Source organism: Methylophilus sp. DMC16 (genome assembly GCF_056314045.1).
This window is the reverse complement of the sequence record NZ_JBQUZC010000001.1, coordinates 1,587,714-1,613,395: the sequence shown is the minus strand read 5'-3', so window position 1 is coordinate 1,613,395 and position 25,682 is coordinate 1,587,714. Positions and strand designations below refer to the sequence as shown.

The 25,682-nt window shown below is 51.9% G+C and carries 27 protein-coding genes; 13 read left to right on the top strand and 14 right to left on the bottom strand.

Annotated elements, in window-relative coordinates:
- Positions 1-33: 33 nt before the first annotated feature.
- Together sugE and ACT53D_RS07585 are read right to left on the bottom strand one after the other, a co-directional pair.
- Complete coding sequence (sugE, locus tag ACT53D_RS07590; protein WP_194747328.1) at positions 34-351, bottom strand: quaternary ammonium compound efflux SMR transporter SugE; 318 nt, start codon at positions 349-351, stop codon at positions 34-36.
- A 20-nt stretch (positions 352-371) separates the two neighbouring features.
- Positions 372-1,088 carry a pseudouridine synthase gene (locus ACT53D_RS07585; RefSeq protein ID WP_313983424.1) on the bottom strand — a complete coding sequence of 239 codons (717 nt, stop codon included), beginning with the start codon at positions 1,086-1,088 and terminating at the stop codon, positions 372-374.
- A 105-nt stretch (positions 1,089-1,193) separates the two neighbouring features.
- Here ACT53D_RS07585 and ACT53D_RS07580 point away from each other — a divergent pair, with 105 nt between their 5' ends.
- On the top strand, positions 1,194-1,988 hold the full coding sequence (locus ACT53D_RS07580) for a TrmH family RNA methyltransferase (RefSeq protein ID WP_275357097.1): 795 nt from the start codon (positions 1,194-1,196) through the stop codon (positions 1,986-1,988).
- A 7-nt stretch (positions 1,989-1,995) separates the two neighbouring features.
- Here the strand turns inward: ACT53D_RS07580 and hslO are convergent, their stop codons facing one another.
- The 4 genes from hslO to ACT53D_RS07560 form a co-directional block, all read right to left on the bottom strand.
- Entirely contained in the window at positions 1,996-2,868 is an 873-nt protein-coding gene (gene hslO / locus ACT53D_RS07575) for an Hsp33 family molecular chaperone HslO (protein WP_313983430.1), read from the bottom strand.
- 91 nt (positions 2,869-2,959) lie between these two features.
- Positions 2,960-5,146 carry a TonB-dependent receptor gene (locus ACT53D_RS07570; RefSeq protein WP_476155439.1) on the bottom strand — a complete coding sequence of 729 codons (2,187 nt, stop codon included), beginning with the start codon at positions 5,144-5,146 and terminating at the stop codon, positions 2,960-2,962.
- Between the two features lie 106 nt (positions 5,147-5,252).
- Positions 5,253-6,125 carry a tRNA glutamyl-Q(34) synthetase GluQRS gene (gluQRS, locus tag ACT53D_RS07565; RefSeq protein ID WP_476155437.1) on the bottom strand — a complete coding sequence of 291 codons (873 nt, stop codon included), beginning with the start codon at positions 6,123-6,125 and terminating at the stop codon, positions 5,253-5,255.
- Positions 6,126-6,131: 6 nt separating this feature from the next.
- Positions 6,132-6,440 (bottom strand): DUF3301 domain-containing protein, encoded by a 309-nt coding sequence (locus ACT53D_RS07560; RefSeq protein WP_194747322.1) that lies wholly within the window; start codon positions 6,438-6,440, stop codon positions 6,132-6,134.
- Between the two features lie 171 nt (positions 6,441-6,611).
- On the opposite strand from ACT53D_RS07560, the gene ACT53D_RS07555 reads away from it, so the two are divergent.
- Both ACT53D_RS07555 and ACT53D_RS07550 read left to right on the top strand, forming a co-directional pair.
- Entirely contained in the window at positions 6,612-7,208 is a 597-nt protein-coding gene (locus tag ACT53D_RS07555; RefSeq protein WP_338656891.1) for a hypothetical protein, read from the top strand.
- A gap of 344 nt (positions 7,209-7,552) precedes the next feature.
- The gene (locus ACT53D_RS07550; RefSeq protein ID WP_379077169.1) at positions 7,553-8,743 is read left to right on the top strand and encodes an ammonium transporter; all 1,191 of its coding nucleotides are present in this window, start codon (positions 7,553-7,555) and stop codon (positions 8,741-8,743) included.
- Between the two features lie 51 nt (positions 8,744-8,794).
- On the opposite strand, the gene ACT53D_RS07545 is transcribed toward ACT53D_RS07550, so the two are convergent.
- Genes ACT53D_RS07545 through ACT53D_RS07525 form a run of 5 tightly spaced genes read right to left on the bottom strand, consistent with a single transcriptional unit; the run spans position 8,795 to position 11,963 of the window.
- Positions 8,795-9,196 carry an ArsC/Spx/MgsR family protein gene (locus ACT53D_RS07545; protein ID WP_476155434.1) on the bottom strand — a complete coding sequence of 134 codons (402 nt, stop codon included), beginning with the start codon at positions 9,194-9,196 and terminating at the stop codon, positions 8,795-8,797.
- Entirely contained in the window at positions 9,174-10,052 is an 879-nt protein-coding gene (gene draG, locus ACT53D_RS07540; protein ID WP_476155432.1) for an ADP-ribosyl-[dinitrogen reductase] hydrolase, read from the bottom strand. The genes ACT53D_RS07545 and draG overlap by 23 nt, the downstream gene beginning before the upstream one ends.
- 4 nt (positions 10,053-10,056) lie before the next feature.
- The gene (locus ACT53D_RS07535; protein ID WP_476155430.1) at positions 10,057-10,869 is read right to left on the bottom strand and encodes an NAD(+)--dinitrogen-reductase ADP-D-ribosyltransferase; all 813 of its coding nucleotides are present in this window, start codon (positions 10,867-10,869) and stop codon (positions 10,057-10,059) included.
- 17 nt (positions 10,870-10,886) lie between these two features.
- Positions 10,887-11,477 carry a hypothetical protein gene (locus ACT53D_RS07530; protein ID WP_313983453.1) on the bottom strand — a complete coding sequence of 197 codons (591 nt, stop codon included), beginning with the start codon at positions 11,475-11,477 and terminating at the stop codon, positions 10,887-10,889.
- Between the two features lie 33 nt (positions 11,478-11,510).
- The gene (locus ACT53D_RS07525) at positions 11,511-11,963 is read right to left on the bottom strand and encodes a group II truncated hemoglobin (protein WP_476155428.1); all 453 of its coding nucleotides are present in this window, start codon (positions 11,961-11,963) and stop codon (positions 11,511-11,513) included.
- 437 nt (positions 11,964-12,400) lie between these two features.
- On the opposite strand from ACT53D_RS07525, the gene nifH reads away from it, so the two are divergent.
- The 3 genes from nifH to nifK all read left to right on the top strand — a co-directional run bounded on the left by nifH (position 12,401) and on the right by nifK (position 16,452).
- Positions 12,401-13,276, top strand: coding sequence for a nitrogenase iron protein (gene nifH / locus ACT53D_RS07520; RefSeq protein ID WP_228518672.1), 876 nt, complete (start codon positions 12,401-12,403; stop codon positions 13,274-13,276).
- Positions 13,277-13,420: 144 nt separating this feature from the next.
- Entirely contained in the window at positions 13,421-14,878 is a 1,458-nt protein-coding gene (gene nifD, locus ACT53D_RS07515) for a nitrogenase molybdenum-iron protein alpha chain (RefSeq protein WP_194747314.1), read from the top strand.
- Positions 14,879-14,892: 14 nt separating this feature from the next.
- A complete protein-coding gene (gene nifK / locus ACT53D_RS07510; RefSeq protein ID WP_313983461.1) occupies positions 14,893-16,452 on the top strand; it encodes a nitrogenase molybdenum-iron protein subunit beta in 1,560 nt (519 codons plus the stop codon).
- Between the two features lie 198 nt (positions 16,453-16,650).
- Here nifK and ACT53D_RS07505 read toward each other — a convergent pair whose 3' ends face one another.
- The 3 genes from ACT53D_RS07505 to ACT53D_RS07495 form a co-directional block, all read right to left on the bottom strand.
- Positions 16,651-17,994, bottom strand: a complete 1,344-nt coding sequence (locus tag ACT53D_RS07505; protein ID WP_476155425.1) for a DUF5677 domain-containing protein — start codon at positions 17,992-17,994, stop codon at positions 16,651-16,653.
- Between the two features lie 71 nt (positions 17,995-18,065).
- Positions 18,066-18,722 carry a nucleotidyl transferase AbiEii/AbiGii toxin family protein gene (locus ACT53D_RS07500; RefSeq protein WP_476155423.1) on the bottom strand — a complete coding sequence of 219 codons (657 nt, stop codon included), beginning with the start codon at positions 18,720-18,722 and terminating at the stop codon, positions 18,066-18,068.
- Positions 18,715-19,203: a helix-turn-helix transcriptional regulator gene (locus ACT53D_RS07495; RefSeq protein WP_476155421.1), complete on the bottom strand. Its 489-nt coding sequence runs from the start codon at positions 19,201-19,203 to the stop codon at positions 18,715-18,717. Before ACT53D_RS07495 ends, ACT53D_RS07500 begins: the two co-directional genes overlap by 8 nt.
- Positions 19,204-19,667: 464 nt before the next feature.
- Between ACT53D_RS07495 and nifV the strand changes: the two genes are divergently transcribed.
- The 7 genes from nifV to ACT53D_RS07460 all read left to right on the top strand — a co-directional run bounded on the left by nifV (position 19,668) and on the right by ACT53D_RS07460 (position 25,664).
- Entirely contained in the window at positions 19,668-20,816 is a 1,149-nt protein-coding gene (gene nifV, locus ACT53D_RS07490; protein ID WP_476155419.1) for a homocitrate synthase, read from the top strand.
- Positions 20,807-21,559 (top strand): serine O-acetyltransferase, encoded by a 753-nt coding sequence (cysE, locus tag ACT53D_RS07485; protein ID WP_194747307.1) that lies wholly within the window; start codon positions 20,807-20,809, stop codon positions 21,557-21,559. The genes nifV and cysE overlap by 10 nt, the downstream gene beginning before the upstream one ends.
- Positions 21,560-21,593: 34 nt before the next feature.
- Entirely contained in the window at positions 21,594-21,929 is a 336-nt protein-coding gene (gene nifW, locus ACT53D_RS07480) for a nitrogenase-stabilizing/protective protein NifW (protein ID WP_194747306.1), read from the top strand.
- A gap of 172 nt (positions 21,930-22,101) precedes the next feature.
- Complete coding sequence (locus ACT53D_RS07475) at positions 22,102-22,947, top strand: electron transfer flavoprotein subunit beta/FixA family protein (RefSeq protein WP_194747305.1); 846 nt, start codon at positions 22,102-22,104, stop codon at positions 22,945-22,947.
- A 34-nt stretch (positions 22,948-22,981) separates the two neighbouring features.
- A complete protein-coding gene (locus tag ACT53D_RS07470) occupies positions 22,982-24,073 on the top strand; it encodes an electron transfer flavoprotein subunit alpha/FixB family protein (protein WP_275357080.1) in 1,092 nt (363 codons plus the stop codon).
- A 2-nt stretch (positions 24,074-24,075) separates the two neighbouring features.
- Positions 24,076-25,374, top strand: a complete 1,299-nt coding sequence (locus tag ACT53D_RS07465; RefSeq protein ID WP_476155416.1) for an FAD-dependent oxidoreductase — start codon at positions 24,076-24,078, stop codon at positions 25,372-25,374.
- The gene (locus ACT53D_RS07460) at positions 25,371-25,664 is read left to right on the top strand and encodes a ferredoxin family protein (RefSeq protein ID WP_476155414.1); all 294 of its coding nucleotides are present in this window, start codon (positions 25,371-25,373) and stop codon (positions 25,662-25,664) included. The genes ACT53D_RS07465 and ACT53D_RS07460 overlap by 4 nt, the downstream gene beginning before the upstream one ends.
- Positions 25,665-25,682 lie beyond the last annotated feature (18 nt).

Sequence of the window (25,682 nt, the reverse complement as noted above, 5' to 3'; positions counted from 1 at the left end):
TGCCAGTTTGCTAATGCCAGTGCTTGCTGGCAGTTAATGCGCCGCCAGCTTGAGGCCGATAATGCCGGCCATAATCATGCACAAGCTGAAGATGCGCAATGGAGATACCGGTTCATTAAATAGCCAGATGCCGCCGATCACAGTACCGACAGCTCCAATGCCAACCCAGACGGCATAAGCCGTGCCGACAGGCAGCTGCTTGACGCAGACGCCCAAGAGCCAGACACTGATGACCATGGTCACGATGGTCCAGAACGAGGGCCAAAACTTGGTGAATCCCTCGGTATACTTCAAACCGATGGCCCAGGCAGTTTCAAACAATCCCGCAATTATCAGTACTAACCAGATCATGAAGGTCCTTTGTTGATCGTTCAGGATTGAACGGCAATTAAATCCTCGTCGGTGAGCCAGCGCCATTCCCCCACTGCCAGAGTCTCTGGTAGCGCAAGTTGACCAATTTTGATACGTTTCAAGGCTTCTACGCGGTTGCCGATGGCGGCGATCATGCGCTTGACCTGATGGTATTTGCCTTCTGCCAGCGTGAGGTGTATCACGGTCTCTGTGATCTGTGTGGCGGCCAAGGCAGCAATCGTTTCGTCTTCATCAATCAGTTGCACGCCTGCCAACAGGTGCTGCATATCGGCAGTGCTCAAAGCGTGTTTGCAAGTCACCTCGTATACCTTGGGTACATGGTGTTTGGGTGAACTGACTTTGTGAATAAACTGGCCATCGTCTGACAGCAAAATCAGGCCGGTGGTATCTTCATCCAGCCGTCCGATACACTGTACTCCGCGCTCTACCAGCGGGCTGGGCAGCAGTGTATAGATGGTCGGGTGAAATTGGGTTTTATGCGTACATTCATAATGCGCCGGTTTGTGCATCATCAGGTAACTATGCTCGCGGTATTGCCAGGGCTCACCTTCCACCGTGAAGTGCAGGCTGTTGTCGAGCGCAAACTTAGCGTCCGGGTCATCACAGGGTTCACCATTGACGGTCACTGCATCGTTAACAATTAAAATGCGGCACATTTTGCGTGTGCCAAAGCCCTGCCGGTGCAAGATACGTTCTAAATCAAGTGTTTTTGCCATGCAGGAATTATACGTGAATGGCGCGCAGCTTTGGGCTGGGCGCGTGTTTGTGGATGGATTCCAGGCAAAAATCAGTCAGTCGCGCAATTCACGTATAATTCGGCCATGGCTTTTAAACATATTACCTCCCGCGATAACCCTGTCTTCAAGCAATTGCGCAAGCTGGCCGACCAGTCGCGTGAGCGCAAAAAAACGGCGTCTACCCTGTTGGAGGGCGTGCATTTGATTGAAGCCTACCATCAGGTCTATGGTGAACCCAGGCTGCTGATTATTCCTGAAGGGCATAGTAATGACGAGGCGACGGCCTTGATACAGCAGTTGACGGATGTGGATACGATGCTGCTGCCTACGTTGATGTTTGCCGAGTTGGCGCCAGTCGCATCCAGTAGTGGTGTGATGGCCTTGGTGGATATTCCTGCTGCGACGCTGCCCGCGCACTGTGATTTTGCACTGGTGATAGAAGATATCCAGGATCCGGGTAATTTGGGCAGCATCTTGCGGACGGCCGCGGCCGCAGGCGTGCAGGCCGCCTATCTGACTAAAGGTTGTACCGATGCCTGGTCGCCCAAAGCGCTCAGAGGCGGGCAGGGGGCACAGTTTATTTTACCGCTGATGGAAAGCGTGGATGCGCTCGAGGTGATTGCGGGCTTTTCCGGCAAAACCCTTGCTTTGACCATGCAGGGCGCCAGCTTGTATCAGCAAGGGCTGCAAGAGCCCGTCTTGTTTGTGGTGGGCAACGAAGGGGCTGGGATTTCTGCTGCGCTGCAAGCCGCGGTTGAGACCTGTGTCACCATTCCTATGGCACATCAGGGCACACTGGCCCTGGAGTCTTTGAATGCGGCCGCAGCCACCGCGATTGCGTTATTTGAATGCCAGCGCCAACGCGGACTGGGCACATAGCCGCAGATTAGTGTTTGATGCCAGGCGAGTTGTCTGCCTCAAACAAGGCGAGCGCTTCTTCTTCATCAACCACATAGTGTTTGTGGCAAAAGTCACATTGAATCTCAATGCTGCCTTGCTCCTGCAAAATGCTTTGCACTTCTTCCAGACCCAGCATTTGCAGCATATTGCTGACATTGGCTTGCGAGCAACTACAAAACGCCTGCACTTCGCGCCCGCTAAATAACCGTACATCTTCTTCCACAAACAACCGCTGCAAGAGGGTGACCGCTTCCAGATCCAACAGCTCCGGGGCCGTGACAGTACCCGCCAGATGTTGCACACGGTTCCAGCAGTCCAGATCACTTTCTTGCTGCTGCGGCAATTTTTGCAACAGCAGGCCAGCCGCGCGGTTTCCCTCCGCGGTCAGCCATAGGCGGGTGTCAATCTGTTGAGAGCGCAGCATGTAGTTTTCAAGCATGCTGGCTATGCTGTCACCTTCTAGCGGCACAATGCCCTGATAAGGCTCGCCCGTTTCAGGCATCAGGGTAATCACCAGCTGGCCTTGTGCGAGCCAGTCTATTAAATGTGGGCCATTGAGTTCGCCACTGATCTTGGCTGTCGCGCGGATATTTAAAGCAGAAGTGCATTCAACCACCAATAACTGCAAGGCGCCTTTACTTTGCAATTGCAAAATCAGTTTCCCTTGCATTTTGAGGGTAGAGGTCAGCAACACACTGGCTGCCGCAAACTCACCAATCACGCTTTTGAGCGCATCAGGCAGGCTCTGATGCTCAAGCGCAGTGAACAGGCTTTGATTGAGCTGAACAAAATTACCGCGCACGGCGGACTGTTCAAAAATAAAAGGGTGCAGTTGGTCTGGACGTTGTGCATTTTTCATGTGCGCTATTTTAACATTGAAGCTTGGCGTCGCTGACACCCGCAATAAAAAAGCCCGCACAGTGGCGGGCTAAAATCACATGCATGCTAGATCAGAAATGATAGTTCAAGGTCGCACGGGCGTTTAAAGGCGCACCGGGCGTAATGTTATTGTTGTTGTGCGCAAACAGGGCATAGTCTTTGTTAGTCAGGTTCTCGATATTGATTTGCGCATCCCACTGCGGGCTTAACTTGGCAAAAATCGCTGCATCAAAACGCGTGTAACCAGGCAGCAGCGTGCTTTGGCTAGCCGTTGGGGTGGCCGCATACATTTCTGAGCGGCTGACCATGCCCAACGCGACGGCCCACATGTCATTGATCTGGTATTTATTCCACAATGAGAAGGTGCGGGTGGGTGTCATTGCCAGATTGCTGCCAGCCAGGATCGCACTGTTGCCTGCGCCTTGCTGTTTGGTGATTTCACCTTCTTGCAGCGTGAATGCGCCCATGACCTGCCATTGGTCAGTCACTTTGCCGCTCAGGCCAACTTCCAGACCTTTGGTTTCCTGGCCATCAACCAGAATGTTTTGTAAGGTATTCTGCGGGTTCGCAATCTGTACATTTTCGCGCTCTAATTTGAATATGGCGGCGGTCAATGCTAATGATGCCGAGATGTCCCACTTTGCACCAATTTCGGTATTGATAAATTTCTCAGGTTTAAACGTGGCGTTGGTCACATCCAGACTAATAAGTTGGTCGCCTGCGCGTGGCACATAGGAGGTGCTGTAGTTGGCATACAACGAGCTATTTTCCGTTGGCTTGAAAATCAAACCTGCACGCGGCGAGAGTAAACTATCTGAAACATTGATTGTTTGATTGTTAATCAAATTGACATAGTTGGTATCAAGATGGTCATGACGCAAGCCGACGACTGCTTGCCATTGTGGATTGAATACAATCTGATCTTGCAGGTAAAAAGCTGCTACCGTGAAGTCACTTTTCTGGTTTCTAGCCAGTGAGTTGATGGCAATTGTGGCATAAGGGGCGTTGGCAGAGACGCCAGTGACACTCGCGCCGGTCAGACGTTTATTCTCCGTATCCTGTGCGTTTAGTTCAGCACCAGCGAGCAGATTATGTTCGATGTTACCCACTTTAGCTTTATAGGTAATATCTGTTTGGTTGATCAGGTTTTCACGTTTCGTATCATCCCGGTACGCGGAAAGTGTCAATGTCCCTGTGGTTGAGACGGGGCTATCTGCATAAATGTTTTGATAAAACTTATCATAGAAGGCCAGACGTGTGCTGTTTTTGACTTGTACACCGTTATCAAACGCATGGCTGATAATCGCATTGAATGCGGTCGTTTCAGTCTGGGTTGGGCTCAGTCTCGCATTACCAAAAAACTGATCGTAATCGCCTATTCGGTAAGGGCGACGGTTAATATCTGCATTATTGACTGTCAATGTCCCCGTGCGTGTCGCTTGCGCGGGCACGCCCCGATCCGCAGTGCGTTCGTCTTTAAAGTATTCGGCACTTAAAACAATCTCGGTTTTATCCCCCGGTTTGATCGTAAAGGTCGGTGTCATGCCGTAGCGTTTTAATTCCACGCCATCACGGTAAGAGTTGGAGTTTTCATACACCGCATTGAGTCTGAATGCCAACTCTTCTGACAACCCCTGACCATAATCCGCGGTGATCCGGCGGTGATCGAAACTGCCGTAGCTCACGCTGAGGTCTCTGACGGGATCCCAGCCGGCTTTTTTGCTGACGCGGTTCACGACACCGCCTGCGCCGCCGCGGCCAAAAATCATGCCGTTAGGGCCTTTAAGCACTTCGATACGGTCAGTGTTATATAAGTCGCGGTAAGTCTGAATGTCGTCGCGCAGGCCATCTACAAATAAGTCACCCGTAGTCTGGTTGCCACGTAATACAAGCTGGTCACGGTTACCTTCACCTTGTGCCGCTTGCACACCAGGCACATAGCGCACGGCATCAGCGATGCTTTGCATGGACTGGTCTTGCATAAAGTCGCGCGTAATCACGGTAATGGCTTGCGGTACGTTGACCAGCTCGGTATCGGTTCTGGTCGCGGAGGTGGAGCGTTTTGCGTTGTAACCCTTGACCGGTTTGGTGTCACTCTTTTTCTCTGCCTTGACTTCAACTTCTTGTAACTCGACGGTTTCGCGCTCAGTGGCGCCTAACGCGGTCATGGATAGCATTGCGCTACTAAAAAACAGCCCGATCGAGAGCAGCGTTGGACGAGGTCTGAACGGATTTTCTTGGGTATTTTTGATCGTCATAAAATTAATATCCTCTCAATGATTGTCGCGAATATTAACTTAGTTGATAATGGTTATCAATAAATTTTGTAAGTTTTGTCAGAAAATCACGGGATAAGCGTGAGTACTAGTCGCTAGCAAGCTGGCCGAGTTGCCAATGGGCCATTGCCCATTGCCACAGCGCAGGCAAGTTTGAAAAAGTGGGAACCGGTTGCGGTAAATAGGGTAGAAAGTTGAAGGCGGCAACGAGCGTGGCCAGGATATTGTCGAGCGGCAAAGCGGTTGCCAGGGTTTGTTTGCTGAGTTTTTGCCCTTGGTCGTTCAATACCAGCGGGATATGGGCATATGCTGGGGTGGCATAGCCCAAGCAGTGTTGCAGATAGATCTGCCGCGTGGTGGACTGCAGCAGGTCTGCACCGCGCACCACGTGGGTCACGCATTGCAAGGCATCATCAACGACCACGGCTAACTGGTAGCTGAACAGACCATCGGCACGCTTGATCACGAAGTCTCCGATGTCTCTGGCCATGGCATGTTGCTGCCAGCCGACAATTCTGTCCGCAAAGCCGATATTGATGGCAGGCGTTTTCAAGCGCCAGGCAGCTGGTGTGTCTGGTTTAATGGGATGTTGCAGGCAAGTGCCAGGATAAATGGCACCTTCAATGCCCAGTTGTGTTGAGCTGTCGGCAATCTCCTTGCGCGAGCAGGTGCAAGGGTATGCCAGGCCCCGGTGGCATAAGTGCGCCAGGGCCTGCTCATAATGCTCAGTGCGTTCGCTTTGGTAGACGATTGCCTCATCCCAAACAAAGCCATAATGCTGCAGGGTGCGAATCATGTCTGCGCTGGCGCCGGCTACGCGGCGGGTGGTGTCTACATCTTCTATACGTAGCAGCCAGCGGCCGCCCTGGCTTTTAGCATCGCAGTAACTGGCGACGGCGGCGACCAGTGAGCCAAAATGCAAGGGGCCGGTAGGCGAAGGGGCAAAGCGGCCAACCACCATGGTGTTTTACTGGGTGACGTAAGGCGGAATATGCCAGGCTACCAATTGGCCGCCTCGCAATTGCAGATGACAGGCCATGCGCTCAATGCCCTGGCTGGAGACGTCAAAGGTATACGTGCGTTGTAACTGCATGCGACCATTGCCGTCCCTTGCAAAACCGACGCGGGCGCAAGCCACGGTTTCATCCAGAAACTGCAGATGGCAGCGCTCAGCCAACTGGCGGCCAATCTTGAGCGCGATCTCACGTTTCGAAATCGTATCCATCCAATACCATGCGCCCGCCATCAAAATGGCTAATAAGGCCCATTCAGCCATCGTTGTTCTCCTTTAAGACGATTATCTTTTTCAGTGTATGATGACCAATAATCCGTTTCATATTCATTTCATTCTTATTTAGTGTTGTTAACGATGAATTCAAGCCGCGAAGCAGATGCGATTCAAGCTTATTATAATTTATTGCACAGCAAGGGCGCTGATGCTGCCATCATGGCACAGCGCGACGCGGTGCTGGCTGAGTTAACGCCGCTATTAAAAGACCAGGAGTGCAGCAGCACGGTCTACCGGCAAGCGGTGGACGATTGTCTGGCCGACAAGGAAGCCCAGCGCTGGCCAGAAATCCTGACCATTATCCGCGAGTTTTATCCTTTTTGGCGCGGCGATGTGAAAGCCGTCATGCAATATGCCGATACTGTCGGCTTTGAATTACATCCTATCGGTTGGCAGCCGGCGGTGATTGATTTGCAGTCCGTTTGGCCGGCGTTGCAGTCCGAGAAGTTTGAAACAGCAGAATTATGGCCGCTTAACGGCTACGTCAAAGCGCTCAAATCCATGGAGCACAAGCAGGAGATGGATATTGAACTGCGTACGCGCATGGCAAAGCTCATGTTGTTGCGCTTGCGTGAAGCACCACTCACAGAAAAAAACGCCTACCGCATCACCGCTGACGCAACCCTGCCGCTATTTAATCTCAAAAATACCCGTCACCTATTTTTAAACGCGGTGCGTGAATTTTACTATTTCTGGTCTGCGCATCCTGAGGCGGTCGAAATGCTCAAGCAATTGCAACCGGTCGAGATCATATAAGTCTGTCCCTCCTCCGTATTGGCATACGACGATACGGTTATCCACCGCTTTATCCGCGTTTTGTTGACGCAAACTCTCGATGAGTTCGCATGGCATGCCTCATTCATCAGCATTTGAGCATCTTTAAGTAGTTTTGTTTAAATATGCCCTAATTTTGCACCAATAATGTGCAATGCACTTTTGATTGAGTTATTTTGGGGCGTTTTTGCCAGTGCCTAATCTCCACTCCTTTTAAAATCAATCACTTAATAATGGCCTGATATTTGCTTGAAACCTGCGCATTTTAAAAAGGCGTGTCTTTCAGACAAAACGCCAATCAATAATTATTGAATTCGGAGAGCGAAATGGAATCATTAGTGACAGCTAATGACGTCCTGTTTGTATTGCTGGGGGCCATCATGGTCTTGGCAATGCATGCCGGTTTTGCCTTTTTGGAGGTCGGCACAGTACGTCAAAAAAATCAGGTGAATGCCCTGGTTAAAATTATGGTGGATTTTTGTGTGTCTACCATTGCCTATTTTTTTATTGGCTATGGCATTGCTTACGGCATCCACTTTTTCAATGGTGCCGAAACACTCACCGTGCAAAACGGTTACGGTCTGGTCAAGTTCTTCTTCTTGCTCACCTTTGCCGCCGCGATTCCTGCCATTATTTCTGGCGGCATTGCTGAGCGCGCCAAATTCAACCCGCAACTGGCCGCAACATTTTTGCTGGTTGGCTTTGTTTATCCGTTTTTTGAAGGCATTGCCTGGAACGCTCATTTTGGGTTTCAGGACTGGCTGAAGGTCAGTTATGGTGCAAACTTTCACGACTTTGCCGGTTCGGTGGTCGTGCATGCCATGGGCGGCTGGATTGCCTTGCCTGCGGTGATACTGCTGGGCGCACGTAATGGTCGCTATACCAAAGATGGCCGTTTGCATGCGTATCCACCTTCCAATATTCCATTCCTCGCTTTGGGTGCATGGATACTCACTGTAGGCTGGTTCGGTTTTAACGTCATGTCCGCCCAATCCATACAAGGCATTTCCGGCCTGGTAGCGGTCAATTCACTGATGGCGCTGGTGGGTGGCACGCTGGCCGCATTGCTGCTTGGTAAAAATGACCCGGGCTTTGTGCATAATGGCCCGTTGGCTGGTCTGGTGGCCGTCTGTGCCGGTTCTGATGTCATGCACCCACTCGGCGCACTGGTCACTGGCGCAGTCGCTGGCACCTTGTTTGTCTGGGCATTCACCCTCACGCAAACACGCTTCAAAATCGATGATGTGCTTGGTGTCTGGCCGTTGCACGGCTTGTGTGGGGCCTGGGGCGGTATCGCGGCAGGTATCTTCGGTGCGACCAGTCTTGGTGGCATGGGCGGCGTCAGCCTGATGAGCCAGCTGGCAGGTACTGCATTGGGTGTAGTGATCGCGCTAGTGGGCGGAACCATCGTTTACGGCGCATTAAAGAAAATCGTAGGTATCCGCCTGGATGCCGAGTCAGAGTTTGATGGCGCGGATTTGAGCATCCATAAAATCCCGTCGGTGTCTGGGGATTAAGGCCTATCACTTTAGAAATATGTTGATGCTGTTTTAGTGCAGTCATCAACGCTAAGAGGGATGGTGCCGCATGCAACTCTGCGACGCAGTGTTGACCAAGATGGGCTGTCCCAACCAAACAGATAGGGTACTGGCGTCAAAGCCTGTCATGCGCTGACCGTCAACCTCGATGAGTGGCCGCCGGATCAGCAGTGGTTCGGCGCGCAGCATGGCCAATGCGGTGTCGGCATCCAGCGTGGCCGGATCTATCTCGCCATCCCTGATTTTGGGGGCGGCCGGATTAAACCAGGCGTGCACCGGCAATGAGCCAAAAAATTGCAGCAGGCGCTCACGTGTCCAAGGCTCGGTGAGCAGATTTTTGGCAATCACCGTGTGTCCGGCCGCAGCCAGTTGGGCTTTTTGCCGACTGTTGTTGCTGCAACCGGGTTTTTCATAAAACAATATGGTGCTCATCTAGACCTCCTTGCAAGAGTGCGGGGACTTGTTGTTCGATTTCCTGACGGATGGTGAGTGGCAGGGCATGCAGCCAGCGTTCAGGAATGGCCTGACTGCCATAGCGGGCACCCGCCAGCATGCCAACAATGGCGCCGGTAGTGTCGGCATCTTCACCCTGGTTCACGGTGCCAATCAGGCAGTCTTCAAAATTGTCAGTGTTGAGAAAAAAATGCAGCACGGTTTGCATGGTGTCAACAATATAGCCGCTGGCCCGGCCCGGATAGGGGTCGAATTTGAATGCCGGGTACTGTTTGACCAGTGCTGCCGCGAGCAAGCGGCAGCCCGCACCACCCTGGCCATTGAACAGTGCATGCACCATGCTGCCCAGCGTCAGGCAGGCGGCATCGGACAATGGGTGGTGATGGGTGAGGTGCGCTTGTGCCAGCGTGATTTTTTCAAACTGGTCTGGTAGGTGATAGGTGGCGATGGCAATGGGTGCCATGCGCATGGCCGCACCATTGCCGCCATCAGCTTCGGAAGGCGGGCCTTGTACGCTGCCTTCCAGCAAATAGCGGCGGATGCCGCGGCGGCAGGTATTGCCCACATCAATCGGCTGGTTTTTCAGCCAGTCAACAAACATGCGTGCGGCCGTTTCGGCATGCCAGCCATTGTGGCTTAGCCAGGCGCGGCCCAGACACAGCGACATTTCGGTGTCGTCGGTAATCTGACCGGGTTTGAGCTTGAGCCAGCCACCGCCTGTCATGTCGCGATGCTGGCCTCGGCTGGCGATTTCTCTGGCAGTCATAAACTCCACTGGCGCGCCCAGCGCATCGCCGACCGCCATGCCCAGATATGCGCCCAGCGCACGTTGCATGAGGTCAGGCATAGCGGGCCATGACCTCGTATTCGCCACCCAGCGCGATGACTTCTTCCTCGCCGCACAGTGGGCTGTGTTGCAGCAAGCCGGGAAACAGTAACAGTTTGACCAGCGGCACTTCCACTTGCAATATCCAGTCACCAAACTCGTCGGCGCGCTCGCGGTTGCGGGTAAATGACACCAGATTGTTAAGCCGCAGCCTGCACAGCCCGGCACGCAGCCCATGTTGCCCCAGGGTCGGTTCTTCGTTGAGGTTCACGCCGCGCCACAGGGTCAGTGTGGGGTGCGAGGTTGGCAAGCCAAAACGCGCAATCACAAACTGACAATACTCGTATAACAAATCAAGCTGCATATGGATGCTGTAGTTATGAAAGCGGCTGCAAAACTTCTCTTCCAGATAGGTGACCCAGGCCGGGGAGGGGAAATGCCCCAGCGGTGCGCGGTGAAAGCTGGGCGTGAGGCCAAAGCGACTTTCCACCCAGCCCTTGAGCACCGCCCCCTGCGGGCTGTTGGCATCAAAGCCCCAGCCCTCCAGCAATTTGAGGTAGCTGGGTCTAAAACGGCGTGGGCCTTGTGCTGTGGCTGGCCGCTGCAAATCAAAGGCGATGGCCATATAGTGGGCAAACCTGTCAGCGGCTTCTTCGGCGTTGTGGCTGGCGTGCAGCAAACGAAACAGCCCGCTGTGGGTCTCGCGTGCTCCGGCAATATGCAGGGGCTGCGGGTGACGGTTAAACGCGACCGAGCCCAGCAATCCGGCCGGAAGACCAACCAGGTTGGTGCTGTACCAGTCTTGCGGGCTTTCTTCCGCCTGCATGCCAGCGAGATGCAGCCTTAAACCGGACGGTTTTCATTCGGGTTGCGTACTGGCCCCATCAATTGCAGGCCTTCTTCATAGGTGATTTCCGGATAGTTGGCGCTAAAACTCATGGCCTTGGCAATCACCGCATCCAGTTTGCCCGCAGTATCCAGTTTTTTCAGATCATTCTTTTCCAGGTGCAACAGTTCCAGCAACTCGTTATAAACCGTGGCCTCATCAATTGGCAGGATGTAAAAAGTGCTGCCGTTCATCTTGACCGTGTATTTTTTCAAGAGGTCGATATTGTTGCAAAACAGGATGTATTTTCCTTCAGGCAGCAGGGCATCTTTCAATGCTTCAACCAGCATTTCCAGATAGCCGAAAGACAGCAGGTAGCCAGTAAAAAATGGCATGCCATTTTCGCCTTCCTGCGCGTAGGCCATGACCTGGTCACAGGTAATTTCAGGTGGACGCGCTTCATCAGCCACTTGCGGGGCAAATTTAATCGCCAGTTCGCCACGAAACCCAAAGCGCCCTGGCACTTTGGTGGCATCTTTAAACACTGGGTTTTGCAAGCGGTGCTCTGAGTTGAGTTTGCCGAAAATGGTGCTTTCCATGGTAGTCATTACAATGTTCTCCTAAAGAAATGAAGCCAGGGGTTACGCTGGCTGGTTACGAATAAAGTCTGCGGTTTTTAAAAAAGCCTGATCCAACTGTGCCCTTAACGTGGCATCTGCCACCACCTCCAGCACGGCACGTCGCATGCATAACATCCAGGCATCCCTTTCTGCCTCGCCGATGCCAAACATGGCATGTCGCTGGCGCAAGCGCGGATGTCCGCGTGTGTTGCTATACACCTTGGGGCCACCCAGCCATTCGATCAGAAACTGCACTAGAACAGCCTTGGTTTCGGACAGGTCTGCCGCATGCATGGCGCGGATCGCTGCAGCTTCTGGTGCCGTATTCATATGAAAATAAAAGCGCTCGACCAGATGGGTAATGGCAGCTTCTCCACCGATTTGTGCAAAGTGCGGATTGCCTTGAATTTGCGCGATTGGCTTGTGTCGGCTGGTATCCAAAGCCGGATTAATGGGGGGTAATGGCTGATGCATCCTGACCTCTCTAGGAACTGACAGATAGTCCTGATTCAGCAAGTGTTATACCAACAGCTATGCCAATTGATCTGCAGAAGGCAAGGATCAAGCCTGGATGCGGCTTGGCGGCCAGTTGATGCATGAAGCAACGCATTGAAAGGCGGCTGACCGTATGCAGAAAGGTTTGTTTCATACCGCACGCTGGGCGCCGCTTTTGTCGTGTTTGCGACAGAGGGGATTTAAGGAGGTGTGGTCTGTGTTTTTATTAAAATATCAATAATAATCAATCACTTAATTTTTATTTTCTCTGTTGGCACGCTCCTTGCCATACACAGCCTACATGGCCGACACCCATCCATCGCCTGATAAGAAAAGTGATTAGGTTGCGATTCGGAATCGGAAGATGGCTGCGTACAGCGACGAATTTTTCATTTAAACCTAAAGGAGCTTCAATTATGGCTGCATTACGTCAAATTGCATTTTATGGCAAAGGTGGCATCGGCAAGTCCACCACTTCTCAAAACACGCTGGCTGCGTTGGCCGAAATGGGTCAGAAAATCCTCATCGTCGGTTGCGACCCTAAAGCCGACTCTACCCGCCTGATTCTGCACGCAAAAGCACAGGACACCGTATTGTCCCTGGCGGCAGAAGCGGGTTCTGTCGAGGATCTGGAAATCGAAGATGTGATGAAAATCGGTTACCGCGACATCCGTTGCGTGGAATCCGGTGGTCCAGAACCTGGCGTGGGTTGTGCTGGTCGCGGTGTGATTACTTCGATCAACTTCCTCGAGGAAAACGGCGCCTATGACGGCGTGGATTATGTGTCCTACGACGTATTGGGTGACGTGGTGTGCGGTGGTTTCGCCATGCCGATCCGTGAAAACAAGGCACAGGAAATCTACATCGTCATGTCCGGCGAAATGATGGCGATGTATGCCGCCAACAATATTTCTAAAGGTATTCTGAAATACGCCAACTCCGGCGGTGTGCGTCTGGGTGGCCTGGTATGTAACGAACGCCAGACTGACAAGGAACTGGAACTGGCAGAAGCCCTGGCAGGCAAACTGGGTACCAAGCTGATCCACTTTGTGCCACGTGACAACGTGGTGCAGCACGCCGAGTTGCGTCGTATGACCGTGCTGGAATACGCCCCGGACTCCAAGCAGGCTGAGGAATATCGTCAACTGGCGCAGAAAGTTCACGCCAACGCCGGTAACGGTACCATCCCGACCCCGATCACCATGGATGAGCTGGAAGACCTGTTGATGGACTTCGGCATCATGAAGAAAGAGGATGAAACACTGATTGGTAAAGCGGCGACTGCAGCTTAATGAGTCTTTGGCAGGGGGCTTTGCCCCTTGCCAACCCCTCCAGAGACGGTTTCAAAAGTTGAGGAGGTTACTTCCGGGCAATTTCAACAATTTTTGAAAAGTTTCTTTTTATCACTGGTTTTTAGTCGAACATAGGAGACAACGATGAGTGCGACTGCTGAAACAAAAGTCAACGGCGCCGAGCTGATTCAGGAGGTGTTAAAAGCCTATCCTGAAAAGTCCGCCAAAAAACGTGCAAAACATTTGAATGTGTATGAAGAAGGCAAATCCGAGTGTGATGTGAAATCCAACATCAAATCGCTGCCAGGGGTAATGACCATCCGTGGTTGTGCCTACGCCGGTTCCAAAGGCGTGGTGTGGGGACCGATTAAAGACATGGTGCATATCTCGCATGGTCCGGTCGGTTGTGGCCAGTATTCCTGGGCGTCACGCCGTAACTACTACATCGGTACCACCGGTATCGACACCTTCGGCACCATGCAGTTTACCTCCGACTTCCAGGAAAAAGACATCGTGTTTGGCGGTGACAAAAAACTGGAAAAAATCATCGACGAGATTCAGGTACTGTTCCCGCTCAACAAGGGCATTACCGTACAGTCCGAGTGCCCGATTGGCCTGATCGGCGACGACATCGAAGCCGTGTCCAAGAAAAAAGCCAAAGAGTATGAAGGCAAAGTGATTGTACCTGTGCGTTGCGAAGGCTTCCGTGGCGTGTCGCAATCGCTGGGTCACCACATCGCCAACGACGCCGTGCGCGACTTTGTGTTTGACAAAACTGACCCGGAAAAAAACAAATTCGAGTCCAGCCCGTATGACGTGGCCATTATTGGTGACTACAACATCGGTGGCGATGCCTGGTCCAGCCGTATCCTGCTCGAAGAAATGGGCCTGCGCGTGATTGCCCAGTGGTCCGGTGACGGCTCGATTGCCGAGCTGGAAAACACGCCCAAGGCCAAGCTCAATATCCTGCACTGCTACCGCTCGATGAACTACATCAGCCGCCACATGGAAGAGAAGTATGGGATCCCATGGGTAGAGTACAACTTTTTTGGCCCATCCAAAATCGAAGAATCCCTGCGCAAGATTGCCAGCTTCTTTGATGACAGTATCAAGGAGAAAACAGAGCAGGTCATTGCCAAATACAAGGCGCTGACCGATGCCGTGATTGCCAAGTACAAACCACGCCTGCAAGGCAAAAAAGTCATGCTGTTTGTCGGTGGCCTGCGTCCCCGTCACGTGATTGGTGCCTATGAGGATTTGGGCATGGAAGTGGTGGGTACCGGCTACGAGTTTGGCCACAACGATGACTATCAGCGTACCACTCACTATGTTAAGGACGGCACCCTGATCTATGACGATGTGACCGGCTACGAGTTTGAGAAGTTTGTGGAAGCCGTGCAACCAGATCTGGTCGGTTCCGGCATCAAGGAAAAATACGTGTTCCAGAAAATGGGCGTGCCTTTCCGTCAAATGCACAGCTGGGATTATTCCGGCCCTTACCACGGCTATGACGGCTTTGCGATTTTTGCCCGTGACATGGACATGGCGATTAACAACCCGGTATGGGGCTTGACCAAAGCGCCATGGCAACAAGCGGCTTAAGAGGAGAACTGAACATGAGCCAGAATGCTGATAAGGTTTTAGACCATTTTGAACTGTTTCGCGAACCAGAATATACGGAAATGTTCGCCAACAAGAAAAAGAATTTTGAATTTGCCGTGCCTGCCGATGAAGTGAAAAAGCAGGTGGAATACGCCAAAACGCAAGAGTACAAAGAGAAAAACTTTGCCCGCGAAGCGTTGACCGTGAACCCGGCAAAAGCATGCCAGCCACTCGGGGCCGTATTTGCTGCGAATGGTTTTGAAGGGACATTGCCCTTTGTGCACGGCTCACAAGGCTGCGTGGCATACTACCGCTCGCACTTCAGCCGTCACTTTAAAGAGCCGACTTCCTGCGTGTCTTCATCGATGACTGAAGATGCGGCAGTATTTGGTGGTTTGAACAACATGATTGATGGTTTGGCCAACTCGTATAGTTTGTACAAACCAAAAATGATTGCAGTTTCTACCACCTGCATGGCCGAGGTGATCGGCGATGACCTGAATGCCTTTATCAAGACCTCACGCGAAAAAGGCTCCATCCCGGCCGACTATGATGTGCCGTTTGCCCACACGCCAGCGTTTGTCGGCAGCCATATCACCGGCTACGATAACGCGCTCAAAGGCATTCTCAACTACTTCTGGGATGGCAAAGCCGGCACCGTGCCTGCGCTGGAGCGCAAGCCTAATGACAGCATCAACTTTATCGGCGGGTTTGACGGCTATGTGGTCGGCAACAACCGTGAAGTGAAACGCATGTTCAACGAGTTTGGCATCACCCCAACCATGCTGTGCGATCCGTCCGACGCCTGGGATACGCCGACCGATGGCGAGTTCCGCATGTATGATGGCGGCACCACACTGGAAGACACTGCCAACGCCATTCATGCCAAAGGCACCATCGTCATGCAGTCCATCTGTGCCGAAAAAACGGCCGACTATATCCAGAGCAAAGGCCAGGAAGTGGTCAAGCTGCATCACCCGGTAGGCGTGAAAGGCACGGATGAGTTTCTGATGGCTATTTCCAAACTGTCAGGTAAGCCTATTCCTGCCAGCCTGACCAAAGAACGTGGCCGTCTGGTGGATGCCATTGCCGACTCCAGTGCCCATATCCACGGCAAGAAATTTGCCCTGTACGGTGACCCTGACCTCATGCTTGGCTTGACCGGCTTCTTGCTGGAACTGGGTGCTGAGCCCACCACGGTACTCTCCACCAATGGTGACGATGCCTGGGCCGCCAAGGTACAGGCGCTGTTTGACGCCAGCCCGTTTGGTAAAAACTGCAAGGTCTACCCGAAGAAAGACCTGTGGCACATGCGCTCCCTGTTATTTACCGAGCCTGTCGATTTCCTGATCGGCAACACCTACGGTAAATACCTGGACCGCGACACCGGTATCCCGCTGATCCGCTTGGGCTTCCCGATTTTTGATCGCCACCATAAACACCGCTATCCGGTGTGGGGCTATCAAGGTGCCCTTAACGTGCTGGTCACTATCCTGGACAAAATCTTTGACCAGATGGACATCAGCACCAATGGCATCGCTACCACCGATTACAGCTTCGATATTATCCGCTAGCCTGTGATTGAAAGCCTACCGGGTAGGGCGGTTCGATGTCTGGCCCGGTAGCAATGTAGTCCTGTCTCTTCCCCCACTTTGCAATGATCGATTGTTGAGTGTTTAAGCCTCCCGGTTGGGGGGCTTTTTTATTTGAGAACAGGGAAAAACTGCCGGAGCCGTCAGGCGCTTTGTTGTGCGCGAGAGCATGTGGTTAGATTAGCGTTTTCTTTCAAAACGCCTAACTATTTTTGAATCTTCCTTTTTGGAGATATTTCTTTTCAACTTAGTTGCCGTCGTCAAAAAGCTACCTGAAACTTCAGGCCAAATCTCGCTCACGAGGTTCGCTCGCACAATCATATCCACAGTTGGCTCAATTGACAGCAAATAAATAGTAAAGTACCCAAGCGACATAGCTGTTAATTGGCCTGCGTGTTCAAGGCCATGATCACTTCTTCCAGCCAAAACGCCCAATCCTGCAGATTTAGGTACCCCCAATCTTTCAAAGGTACCTTTCGCTGATCCATGTACATTTAAACTAGCTTTTTTATATTTCACTCTTAAACTATCAATTTCTGCAGCTGCTTCTAAGTCGCGAAATGTAGGCTTTCGCTTCCCTAAGCTTTCAGCAGCCCAACCGTAATCTGTTTCAAAGCCAATACCAAATTGATTTATGAGTTTTTCTGTGGTGTTTTTAAGGGACTTATAATATTTCATGGCATTTTTGTCGTGTTGCAAATAAGGAAATCTATCTAACTCAGATTCCATATGCCTTAGATCTTCAATTGCCCTATGGTGATAGTATCTCTTTGCCGTTTCTTCAGAAGATTGCGAAATGTAGATGCCCACTACGCAAACTTCATGAAGCGATCTCCATCTACCATGCGCACCATCTGCAAAACCAGTTTTAAGAAGAGCTAAAATCTCACCAGCGATTTGACATGCGCGTGCGTGGAGGGCAAATAATATTTGGTTGCGATCAGATATTTCAGAAGGGGATTTTTCTAATTCTGATAACGCATGCGTTTGGTAAATCAATTCACCTGACTCAATTGAAATACCAATCAGAACCTCCAACCAATCAAGCGAACGACCCCAATATCCTCTTAGTCTCAGCTCGAATTTTTTTATATCTGATTGAATAAGCTCTAAAGTATCAGCACAGTTTTTTTTCAGACTAGAAAACTGGTCTTGAGCTAGTTTCTCGCATACTTCAGAAAGTATAGTTTTTAATGAGTTGGAGAGACGTTCAACAGTATTCGTTATCTGCTCGCTCAGTCCGGTAATAAAACTCTCAATTATTTCAGTTAACTCTTGTTCACTCAGCCCTGAGCTTACTAAATGTTTATCATCCAGATTAAAACTGAATAAACTAGATTTTATTAAGTGCTCAATAGCTTTTTGTAAGCTAGCGACTTCCTGAGCATCCAAATGAATCTTGTTTTCCCGTAATTTCGCCAGAAATAATTCTGAAATTAAAGAGGCAGGTTCAAGAAATTTATCAAGTTGCTTGTTGACGAGGTTATCAAAGTAAAAAGCTTTTGATTTCTTTTTGTTATTCACTTAGATATCCTAGTTTTGTAGGGCTTACCCGCCTGCGGTACCCCGTAAGGTTTGTTTAACAGCATCAACAATTACTTTAAATCACGCTGTAGCCTTTTAACTCTTTCCAAGCAGTCACCATAGGTTAAATCGCAATCGAGTCTTTCAATTGCTGCATAGACTGGCGCTAAAATAGATTTTCTTGTTTCACATTGATGGATAAACGCTTCCAGATTTTTTGTGAATATCATTCTGTTTTGCAAAATTGCATCATACGCATGATCAATCACCACGGCCAAATCCAACAAGTCACGTGGCGTTACTCTATCGCCCCGATGCCATAATTTTTTAGCTACGATCTCTACAGGCGTTTCCAATAATACTTCTCTCCCTAAAACTTCACGACTCTCAAAAGGGGTTGAGGTTAAGGGCGATGATGCTACAAAGTCAATTTCACCTTCTGGCAGATAAAGCTTGAGGTATTCAGAGCTGTCGGTGTATTGCTGGGTAATCTCTTCACCTTTTCCACCCAGGCGCGGATTTATGAACCCCAAAAATTGAGGGTCTGGCACAAAAATATCAATATCTTTAGATAAACGGTGTGCATAGTGAAACATCAGCACCGTGCCACCGCCGAGGCTCCAACGTGGCAGTTCAACGCCATCCTTTGCCACTGCATCTATGAGACTAAAAGCTTGCGTGAGCAAGCTTTGCCAAACACCAGCAGGGAACTGTAACGGGTTAGCCATTGATCGCCTGCCAAAATGGCTTGGGTGATTCTATGGCCATTGCCAATTTAGCAAGGTTTTTCCAAAGATGTTTTGGGTTAGCCTGCTGTTGCATTGCCAGCTGTTTCACTGCGCCGGTCAACAAGGCAATTGAGGCCTCTTCAATTAAATGAAACAGCTGACCTTCATAGCCCATTGGCACTTCACCTTTCAGCATGACGGCTTCCAATTCATCCTGAGTCATGGTGTTTTTGTAACTCGTGTTAACGCTGCCAAGTAACATCTGTACAAAGTTCATCGGTTTACCCGTTGAAAATAGTGGCTTGCCAACAATATCCGCCAACTCAGATAACTTCACAGCGCCAATGTCGCCCACCTTGCCGTTTTCAAGATTAACAATTGTTACTCTTGATAGATGTGCAGCTTCAGCAAGTGCCTTTTGACTAAGGCCACATGCTACGCGCTCGTGTTTAATAATTGATCCTATTGTTTGAATATTCATAGCAAAAAGTTTAAGCTTGTCCGTAAATAAAGTAAAGCATACTTTACTTTTATTTGTCAGTATTACAGATTCTGTAGGGTGCTATAGCATACGGTACGCGCTATGGTTTGTTTAAAAGATCGCTATCTTAAAGCGTTAAACGCGCGCGTTTTGAGTTCCTTCTTGATGCGTTAATCACTCCTTTTTCACATGAACACTGCTAGTGGCTAAGCCATGTCATGGTGATTGCAGGAGTACGAACATTTAAGCGTCTTGTACTTCATTTAATCTCGCCAACTGGCATACCAAGCAATGGATATTGACCCGGACGCTCGTCACATAACACCCTTCTTTGTCGCAAACCTTACAATCGAAATTGTCTTCTGGTTATTTTTTAACCTGTTGTTTATAAAAGAATATATTGGATTCGTGCATCTTGGCACAGCCTGTGCTATCTCTAGGGTAATACATGCGGAGATGTCACGATGCGACAAAGCAAGCTAGTCATCAACGATACCACCTTGCGCGATGGGGAACAGACGGCGGGGGTGGCGTTTAGCCGTGAGGAAAAATTGCGAATTGCTTTGGCGCTGGCGGAGATTGGGGTGCCAGAGCTGGAGGTGGGCATCCCGGCCATGGGCGAGGCGGAAATTGCCGATATACGCGCAATTGCGGCGTTGCAATTGCCGACCAGGCTAATGGTTTGGGGGCGTATGACCGAGGGCGATTTGCTGGCATGTTTGCGCACCGGGGTGCGTCATGTGAATTTGTCCTTGCCGGTGTCGGATTTGCATATTGAGCGCAAATTGCGGCGTGACCGGGCGTGGGTGTTGCAGCAGGTGGCGCAGGTGGTCTCGCAGGCTTGTCAAGAGGGCTTGCAGGTGTCAGTGGGCGGTGAAGATGCTTCCCGCGCCGACCCGCAGTTTTTGCAGCAGGTGGTGGCGGTGGCCGAGACGGCGGGCGCTTGCCGCTTTCGTTATGCCGATACCCTGGGCGTCCTTGATCCGTTTACCACGTATGAGCGCATTGCGGCTTTGCGTGCGGTCACTTCGCTGGACATCGAAATGCATGCGCATGACGACCTCGGCCTGGCCACTGCCAATGCATTGGCGGCAATTCGTGCCGGGGCCAGCCATGTCAACACCACGGTCAATGGCCTGGGTGAGCGTGCGGGCAATACGCCGCTGGAAGAAGTGGTGACCGCTCTGTGGCGCATCCACGGGCTGGATGTGGGGCTGGACATGCATGCCTTTCCAGAGATTTCGCAGCTGGTGGCGCAGGCGTCGGGGCGGGCCGTGGCGCTCAATAAAAGCATCGTCGGTGCGGCGGTGTTTACCCATGAGTCCGGCATGCATGTCGATGGCCTGCTCAAAGACCCGGCCACCTACGAAGGCTTTGACCCGGCTGCAGTCGGGCGAGAACGGCATCTGGTGCTGGGCAAGCATTCCGGTAGCCACAGTGTGCGCCATGTCTATGCGCAGCTGGGTATACGCGTGCAACATCACGAAACCGAATGGCTGCTGCAACGCATACGCCAGTTTGCAGTGAACACCAAGCGCAGCCCGGCCAGTGATGAGCTCAAACTGTTTTATCTCGAAGGCCAGACCACACCGGGGAGACTGTCATGCATGTAAATTCGCCAGTGCAGTCTGGCTTGCTAGCCCTGTTGCGCGAAGACCTCGCCTGCGTGTTTGAGCGTGATCCGGCTGCACGCAACCGGCTGGAAGTGTTGCTGACCTATCCCGGCTTGCACGCTACCTTGCTGCACCGTATCTCGCATGGCTTGTGGCGGCATGGCTGGCGGTTTGCTGCGCGCTGGCTGAGTTATGTCACGCGCATGCTGACACAGATTGATATCCACCCTGGCGCCAGCATCGGCCGCCGCTTTTTTATCGACCATGGCTGTGGTGTTGTTATCGGTGAAACCGCGGTGGTCGGCAACGATGTCACCCTCTATCACGGCGTGACGCTGGGCGGTGTGTCGTGGAATCCGGGCAAGCGGCATCCTACCCTGTGCGATGGTGTCATGGTCGGCGCAGGTGCCAAAATTCTTGGGCCGGTGGTGGTGGGCGCACAGGCCAGGGTAGGCGCCAACTCGGTGGTCATCCATGATATTCCGGCCAGGATGACGGTGGTCGGTATCCCCGGTCGCGTGGTGCTGCCTGACAACGCCAGACGCCAGCCACAGCAGGGCATAGACCTCGACCACCATCTGATGCCGGACCCGGTGGGCAAAGCGGTCACAGCTTTGCTAGACCGTATTGATCAACTGGAGCATACCCTGGCGGCGATGCGTGACAACCAGCAGGCCGCTTCAGAAGCCTTGATACAGCACAGCGTCGCCGAGGCGCGTGCACGCAAACGTTTCGATTCCTGAGCCTGCATTTCCTTTTTATGTTTGGAGAACCCTGATGAGTGCCTTGTTATCACAGATGCAATCTTTTTCTGCTGCCGAAGAGTTTTTCGCGTTTCTCGGTGTCGCCTATGACCCGCAGGTGGTACATGTCAATCGCCTGCATATCCTCAAACGCTTTCAGCAATATCTGGTGCGTGACCCTGTGAGCCAGACCTTGCCCGAGAACGAGCAGCGCAATGCCTATCAGCGCTTGTTGCATGCGGCTTATGACGACTTCGTGCGCTCCAACGCCGCTACTGAAAAAGTGTTCAAGGTGTTTCAGGAAGCCGATGGCAGCAAGACTTTTAATCTCAACAGTCTGAAACAAACATTGCCTTCACAACGTGCCTGATTTGTCGGGTTTGCGACAAATAATTTTAATGTGAGTTTTTCTTGTAACTTACTGATTTTTATATATAAAAATAATTTTTTTAGCATGGCATGGTTGTTGCAATACTGAAATAAAAGGCCGGGTGTTTCTGGTCTGTCATCAAGGTAAAGTCAGGCAAAAGGAAGGATTCGATATGCATATTGTGGTTTGTATCAAGCAGGTGCCAGACAGTGCACAAATTCGGGTGCACCCGGTGACCAACACCATTATGCGTCAGGGGGTGCCGACCATTGTGAACCCGTATGATTTGTTCGCGCTGGAAGAAGCGTTGCGCCTGAAAGATGAATATGGTGCGCGCGTGACCGTGCTCACCATGGGGCCACCGATGGCCGAGGCGGCCTTGCGCAAGGCGATTTCTTATGGCGCAGACGATGCCGTGCTGGTGACCGACCGTATTTTTGCCGGGTCTGACACCTTGGCCACCAGCTATGCGCTGGCTGCGGCCATCCAGCAGATCAGCAAAGATATTCCTGTTGATTTGGTGTTTACCGGCAAGCAGACCATTGATGGCGATACTGCGCAAGTCGGCCCCGGCGTCGCAAAACGGCTGGAGATGCAGTTGCTCACCTATGTTTCAAAAATCCGTTCCCTGGATACTGACAAGCAGGAAATCGTGGTCGAGCGGCGTTCTGAGGGCGGCGTGCAGGTGCTCAAAACCAAAATCCCCAGCCTGATTACCGTGCTCGAAGGCAATAACGAAATGCGTTTTGCCACCATGGCCAATATGTTCCGTGCTGCCCGTTATCCGGTCAAAATCTGGAACAAAGACGCCGCCGGGATTGAAGACCCGACCAAAACCGGCCTGAAAGGCTCGCCTACCGTGGTTTCCAAAGTGTTTGCACCGACACCACGCGCGACCAAGGCCGAGATCATTCAATGCGAAAGCAACGAGCCCAAAGACCTGAGCGTGACCTTGCTCGCCAAAATGTTTACCAAGTTTCCCAACATCGAGAAAGAGCTGCTGAAGCGGTCGGCTTGAACAGATCCAGGGAGCATGAAGTAAAGGAATCCATATGAGTGAAGAAACCAAAAAACCGGCACCGGCAGGCAAGAAGAAATTTGAGCTTGATGAGCGTCTGAAAGCGTATAAAGGCGTCTGGGTGTTTATTGAACATGAGCGCGGCGCCATACATCCCGTTTCGCTGGAATTATTGGGCGAAGGCCGCAAACTGGCCGATATGCTGGGTGTGGAATTGGCCGGCGTGGTGATGGGTCCCCCCGGAGAGACCACCCGCAGTTTTTGCCAGGAGGCCTTTTACCATGGCGCAGACTTGTGCTACCTGATTGAAGACCCGCTGCTGCAAGATTATCGTAACGAGCCTTATACCAAAGGGCTGACCGATCTGGTCAACAAATACCAGCCTGAAATCTTGTTCCTTGGTGCAACCACATTGGGCCGCGATTTGGCAGGCAGTGTCGCCACCACGCTCAAAACCGGCCTCACTGCTGACTGTACCGAGCTCAATATCGACCTCGACGTGCGCAGCCTGCTGGCGAGTCGCCCAACCTTTGGCGGCTCCTTGCTGTGTACCATTCAGACCCTGAATTATCGGCCGCAAATGGCCACGGTGCGGCCACGTGTGATGGCAATGCCAGAGCGCGACGCGACGCGCAATGGCCGCATCATTGAAGACACCCTGGGCATGATAGAAAGCAGCATCATTACCAAAGTGCTGGAGTTTATCCCGGACGAGATGCAAGACAAACCGCAACTGCCATTTGCCGACATTATCGTCGCTGGTGGTCGCGGCATGAAAAAGCCGGAAAACTTCAAACTGATCTGGGAACTGGCGCAAGTGCTGGGTGCCGAAGTCGGGGCTACGCGCCCCGTGGTGCAGGCCGGTTGGGTGGAACTGGACCGTCAGGTCGGGCAATCTGGCAAAACCGTGCGCCCAAAACTCTATATCGCGGTGGGCATTTCCGGTGCCATCCAGCACCGCGTGGGCATGGATGCCTCGGATGTGATTATCGCCATCAACAACGACCCTAATGCGCCGATTTTTGACTTTGCTCACTATGGCATTGTCGGCAACGCCATGACCATATTACCGGCGCTGACCGAGGCATTTAAGGCACACCTGGCAACTGCAAGAAAGGCAGGCTAAGCATGAGTGAAAAATTTGATGTGATCATTGTGGGCGCGGGCCCGTCTGGCAACGCCGCCGCCTTGCGTCTGGCACAGGCCGGACTCAGCGTATTGCAATTGGAACGTGGTGAAAGCTCAGGCTCGAAAAACGTACAAGGTGCGATTTTGTATTCGGATGCATTGGAAAAACTGATTCCTGACTTCAGGGACGATGCGCCACTGGAGCGGCATATCATCGAACAGCGCATGTGGGTGCTGGATGACGACTCCTACATGGGTTCGCACTACCGCTCGGACAGCTTTAATAAGCCGCCATATAACCGCTACACCATGATACGTTCGCAGTTTGACAAGTGGTTTTCCGAGCGCGTGCAAAAGGCCGGGGCGCTGGTCATATGCGAAACCACGGTGACCGAACTGCTGCTGGATGGCCAGCGTGTCATCGGTGTACGCACCGACCGTCAGGGCGGTGAGATTTATGCCGATGCGGTGATACTGGCCGATGGGGTCAACTCCTATCTGGCGAAAAAAGCCGGCTTTCACCCCGAGCTGCATCCCAAGGATGTGGCGCTGGCGGTCAAGGAAATCCACTTTATGCCAACCGATCTTATCGAGCAACGCTTTAACGTCAAGGGCGAAGAGGGCGTGGTCATCGAGATGGCGGGCAAAATCACCAAGGGCATGATGGGGACGGGTTTTCTCTATACCAACCGCGAGTCGGTGACCATAGGCGTCGGTTGTATGCTGTCCGACTTCAAAGCCCAGCAAATCACCCCTTATGCCTTGCTGGAGCAAATGAAAGCGCATCCGGCCATCCAGCCGCTGATTGAAGGCGGCGAGATGAAAGAATATACCGCGCACCTGATTCCAGAAGGCGGCTACAACGCCATGCCGGATTTGTTTGGCGATGGCTGGCTCATCGTTGGCGACGCTGGCATGTTTGTTAACGCCGTGCACCGCGAAGGTTCCAATCTGGCCATGACCACCGGCATGGTGGCGGCGGATACCTTGATTGCCTTGCGTGCCGAGGGCCTGCCCTTCAGCAAGGCCAACCTCAAGCGCTACGAGGCCACGCTCAACGACAGCTTTGTCATGAAAGACCTGAAAAAATACAAGGACATGCCTGCAATCTTCCACAAAAATCCGCAGTTTTTTAATGACTATCCCGAGTTGTTGTCCAAAGCCGCCCACACCATGCTGACTGTGGATGGGGTGGATAAAAAATCTAAAGAAAAGCAGATACGCCACAGCTTCCGTCAACGCCGCTCACTGATGGGCCTGATGGGAGATGCGTTCAAGTTATGGAGGGCTTTTGAATGAGTATTGTCGTCAAGGTTGAAGAGAAACTGTTCCAGAACCGCTACAAGGTGGACAGCGGCAAGCCGCATATCGAGATCAAGGATGCTGACGTCTGCCGCCATTGTGACAGCCATGCCTGTACCGTGTGTTGCCCCGCTGGCTGCTGGACCATGGAAGGTAACGGCAATGTCACCGTGATCAGTGATGGCTGCCTGGAATGTGGCACCTGCCGCATTATCTGTAACGAGCACTGCAATGTGGCCTGGGAATACCCGCGTGGTGGCTACGGCATCCTGTTCAAGTTCGGCTAATCCCCTTTTTTGTATTGC

What these genes read in the sequence shown, in the direction of transcription:
- gluQRS (WP_476155437.1), bottom strand. Translation starts at nt 6,125, where the DNA reads ATGGTGGTTGGCCGCTTTGCCCCTTCGCCTACCGGCCCCTTGCATTTT.
- nifV (WP_476155419.1), top strand. Translation starts at nt 19,668, where the DNA reads ATGCGACAAAGCAAGCTAGTCATCAACGATACCACCTTGCGCGATGGG.
- ACT53D_RS07475 (WP_194747305.1), top strand. Translation starts at nt 22,102, where the DNA reads ATGCATATTGTGGTTTGTATCAAGCAGGTGCCAGACAGTGCACAAATT.
- ACT53D_RS07530 (WP_313983453.1), bottom strand. Translation starts at nt 11,477, where the DNA reads ATGACTACCATGGAAAGCACCATTTTCGGCAAACTCAACTCAGAGCAC.
- cysE (WP_194747307.1), top strand. Translation starts at nt 20,807, where the DNA reads ATGCATGTAAATTCGCCAGTGCAGTCTGGCTTGCTAGCCCTGTTGCGC.
- ACT53D_RS07465 (WP_476155416.1), top strand. Translation starts at nt 24,076, where the DNA reads ATGAGTGAAAAATTTGATGTGATCATTGTGGGCGCGGGCCCGTCTGGC.
- nifW (WP_194747306.1), top strand. Translation starts at nt 21,594, where the DNA reads ATGAGTGCCTTGTTATCACAGATGCAATCTTTTTCTGCTGCCGAAGAG.
- ACT53D_RS07580 (WP_275357097.1), top strand. Translation starts at nt 1,194, where the DNA reads ATGGCTTTTAAACATATTACCTCCCGCGATAACCCTGTCTTCAAGCAA.
- ACT53D_RS07470 (WP_275357080.1), top strand. Translation starts at nt 22,982, where the DNA reads ATGAGTGAAGAAACCAAAAAACCGGCACCGGCAGGCAAGAAGAAATTT.
- nifD (WP_194747314.1), top strand. Translation starts at nt 13,421, where the DNA reads ATGAGTGCGACTGCTGAAACAAAAGTCAACGGCGCCGAGCTGATTCAG.
- ACT53D_RS07495 (WP_476155421.1), bottom strand. Translation starts at nt 19,203, where the DNA reads ATGAATATTCAAACAATAGGATCAATTATTAAACACGAGCGCGTAGCA.
- ACT53D_RS07460 (WP_476155414.1), top strand. Translation starts at nt 25,371, where the DNA reads ATGAGTATTGTCGTCAAGGTTGAAGAGAAACTGTTCCAGAACCGCTAC.
- draG (WP_476155432.1), bottom strand. Translation starts at nt 10,052, where the DNA reads ATGCAACGTGCGCTGGGCGCATATCTGGGCATGGCGGTCGGCGATGCG.
- hslO (WP_313983430.1), bottom strand. Translation starts at nt 2,868, where the DNA reads ATGAAAAATGCACAACGTCCAGACCAACTGCACCCTTTTATTTTTGAA.
- sugE (WP_194747328.1), bottom strand. Translation starts at nt 351, where the DNA reads ATGATCTGGTTAGTACTGATAATTGCGGGATTGTTTGAAACTGCCTGG.
- ACT53D_RS07525 (WP_476155428.1), bottom strand. Translation starts at nt 11,963, where the DNA reads ATGCATCAGCCATTACCCCCCATTAATCCGGCTTTGGATACCAGCCGA.
- nifK (WP_313983461.1), top strand. Translation starts at nt 14,893, where the DNA reads ATGAGCCAGAATGCTGATAAGGTTTTAGACCATTTTGAACTGTTTCGC.
- ACT53D_RS07560 (WP_194747322.1), bottom strand. Translation starts at nt 6,440, where the DNA reads ATGGCTGAATGGGCCTTATTAGCCATTTTGATGGCGGGCGCATGGTAT.
- ACT53D_RS07570 (WP_476155439.1), bottom strand. Translation starts at nt 5,146, where the DNA reads ATGACGATCAAAAATACCCAAGAAAATCCGTTCAGACCTCGTCCAACG.
- ACT53D_RS07550 (WP_379077169.1), top strand. Translation starts at nt 7,553, where the DNA reads ATGGAATCATTAGTGACAGCTAATGACGTCCTGTTTGTATTGCTGGGG.
- ACT53D_RS07545 (WP_476155434.1), bottom strand. Translation starts at nt 9,196, where the DNA reads ATGAGCACCATATTGTTTTATGAAAAACCCGGTTGCAGCAACAACAGT.
- ACT53D_RS07500 (WP_476155423.1), bottom strand. Translation starts at nt 18,722, where the DNA reads ATGGCTAACCCGTTACAGTTCCCTGCTGGTGTTTGGCAAAGCTTGCTC.
- ACT53D_RS07585 (WP_313983424.1), bottom strand. Translation starts at nt 1,088, where the DNA reads ATGGCAAAAACACTTGATTTAGAACGTATCTTGCACCGGCAGGGCTTT.
- nifH (WP_228518672.1), top strand. Translation starts at nt 12,401, where the DNA reads ATGGCTGCATTACGTCAAATTGCATTTTATGGCAAAGGTGGCATCGGC.
- ACT53D_RS07535 (WP_476155430.1), bottom strand. Translation starts at nt 10,869, where the DNA reads ATGCAGGCGGAAGAAAGCCCGCAAGACTGGTACAGCACCAACCTGGTT.
- ACT53D_RS07555 (WP_338656891.1), top strand. Translation starts at nt 6,612, where the DNA reads ATGGCACAGCGCGACGCGGTGCTGGCTGAGTTAACGCCGCTATTAAAA.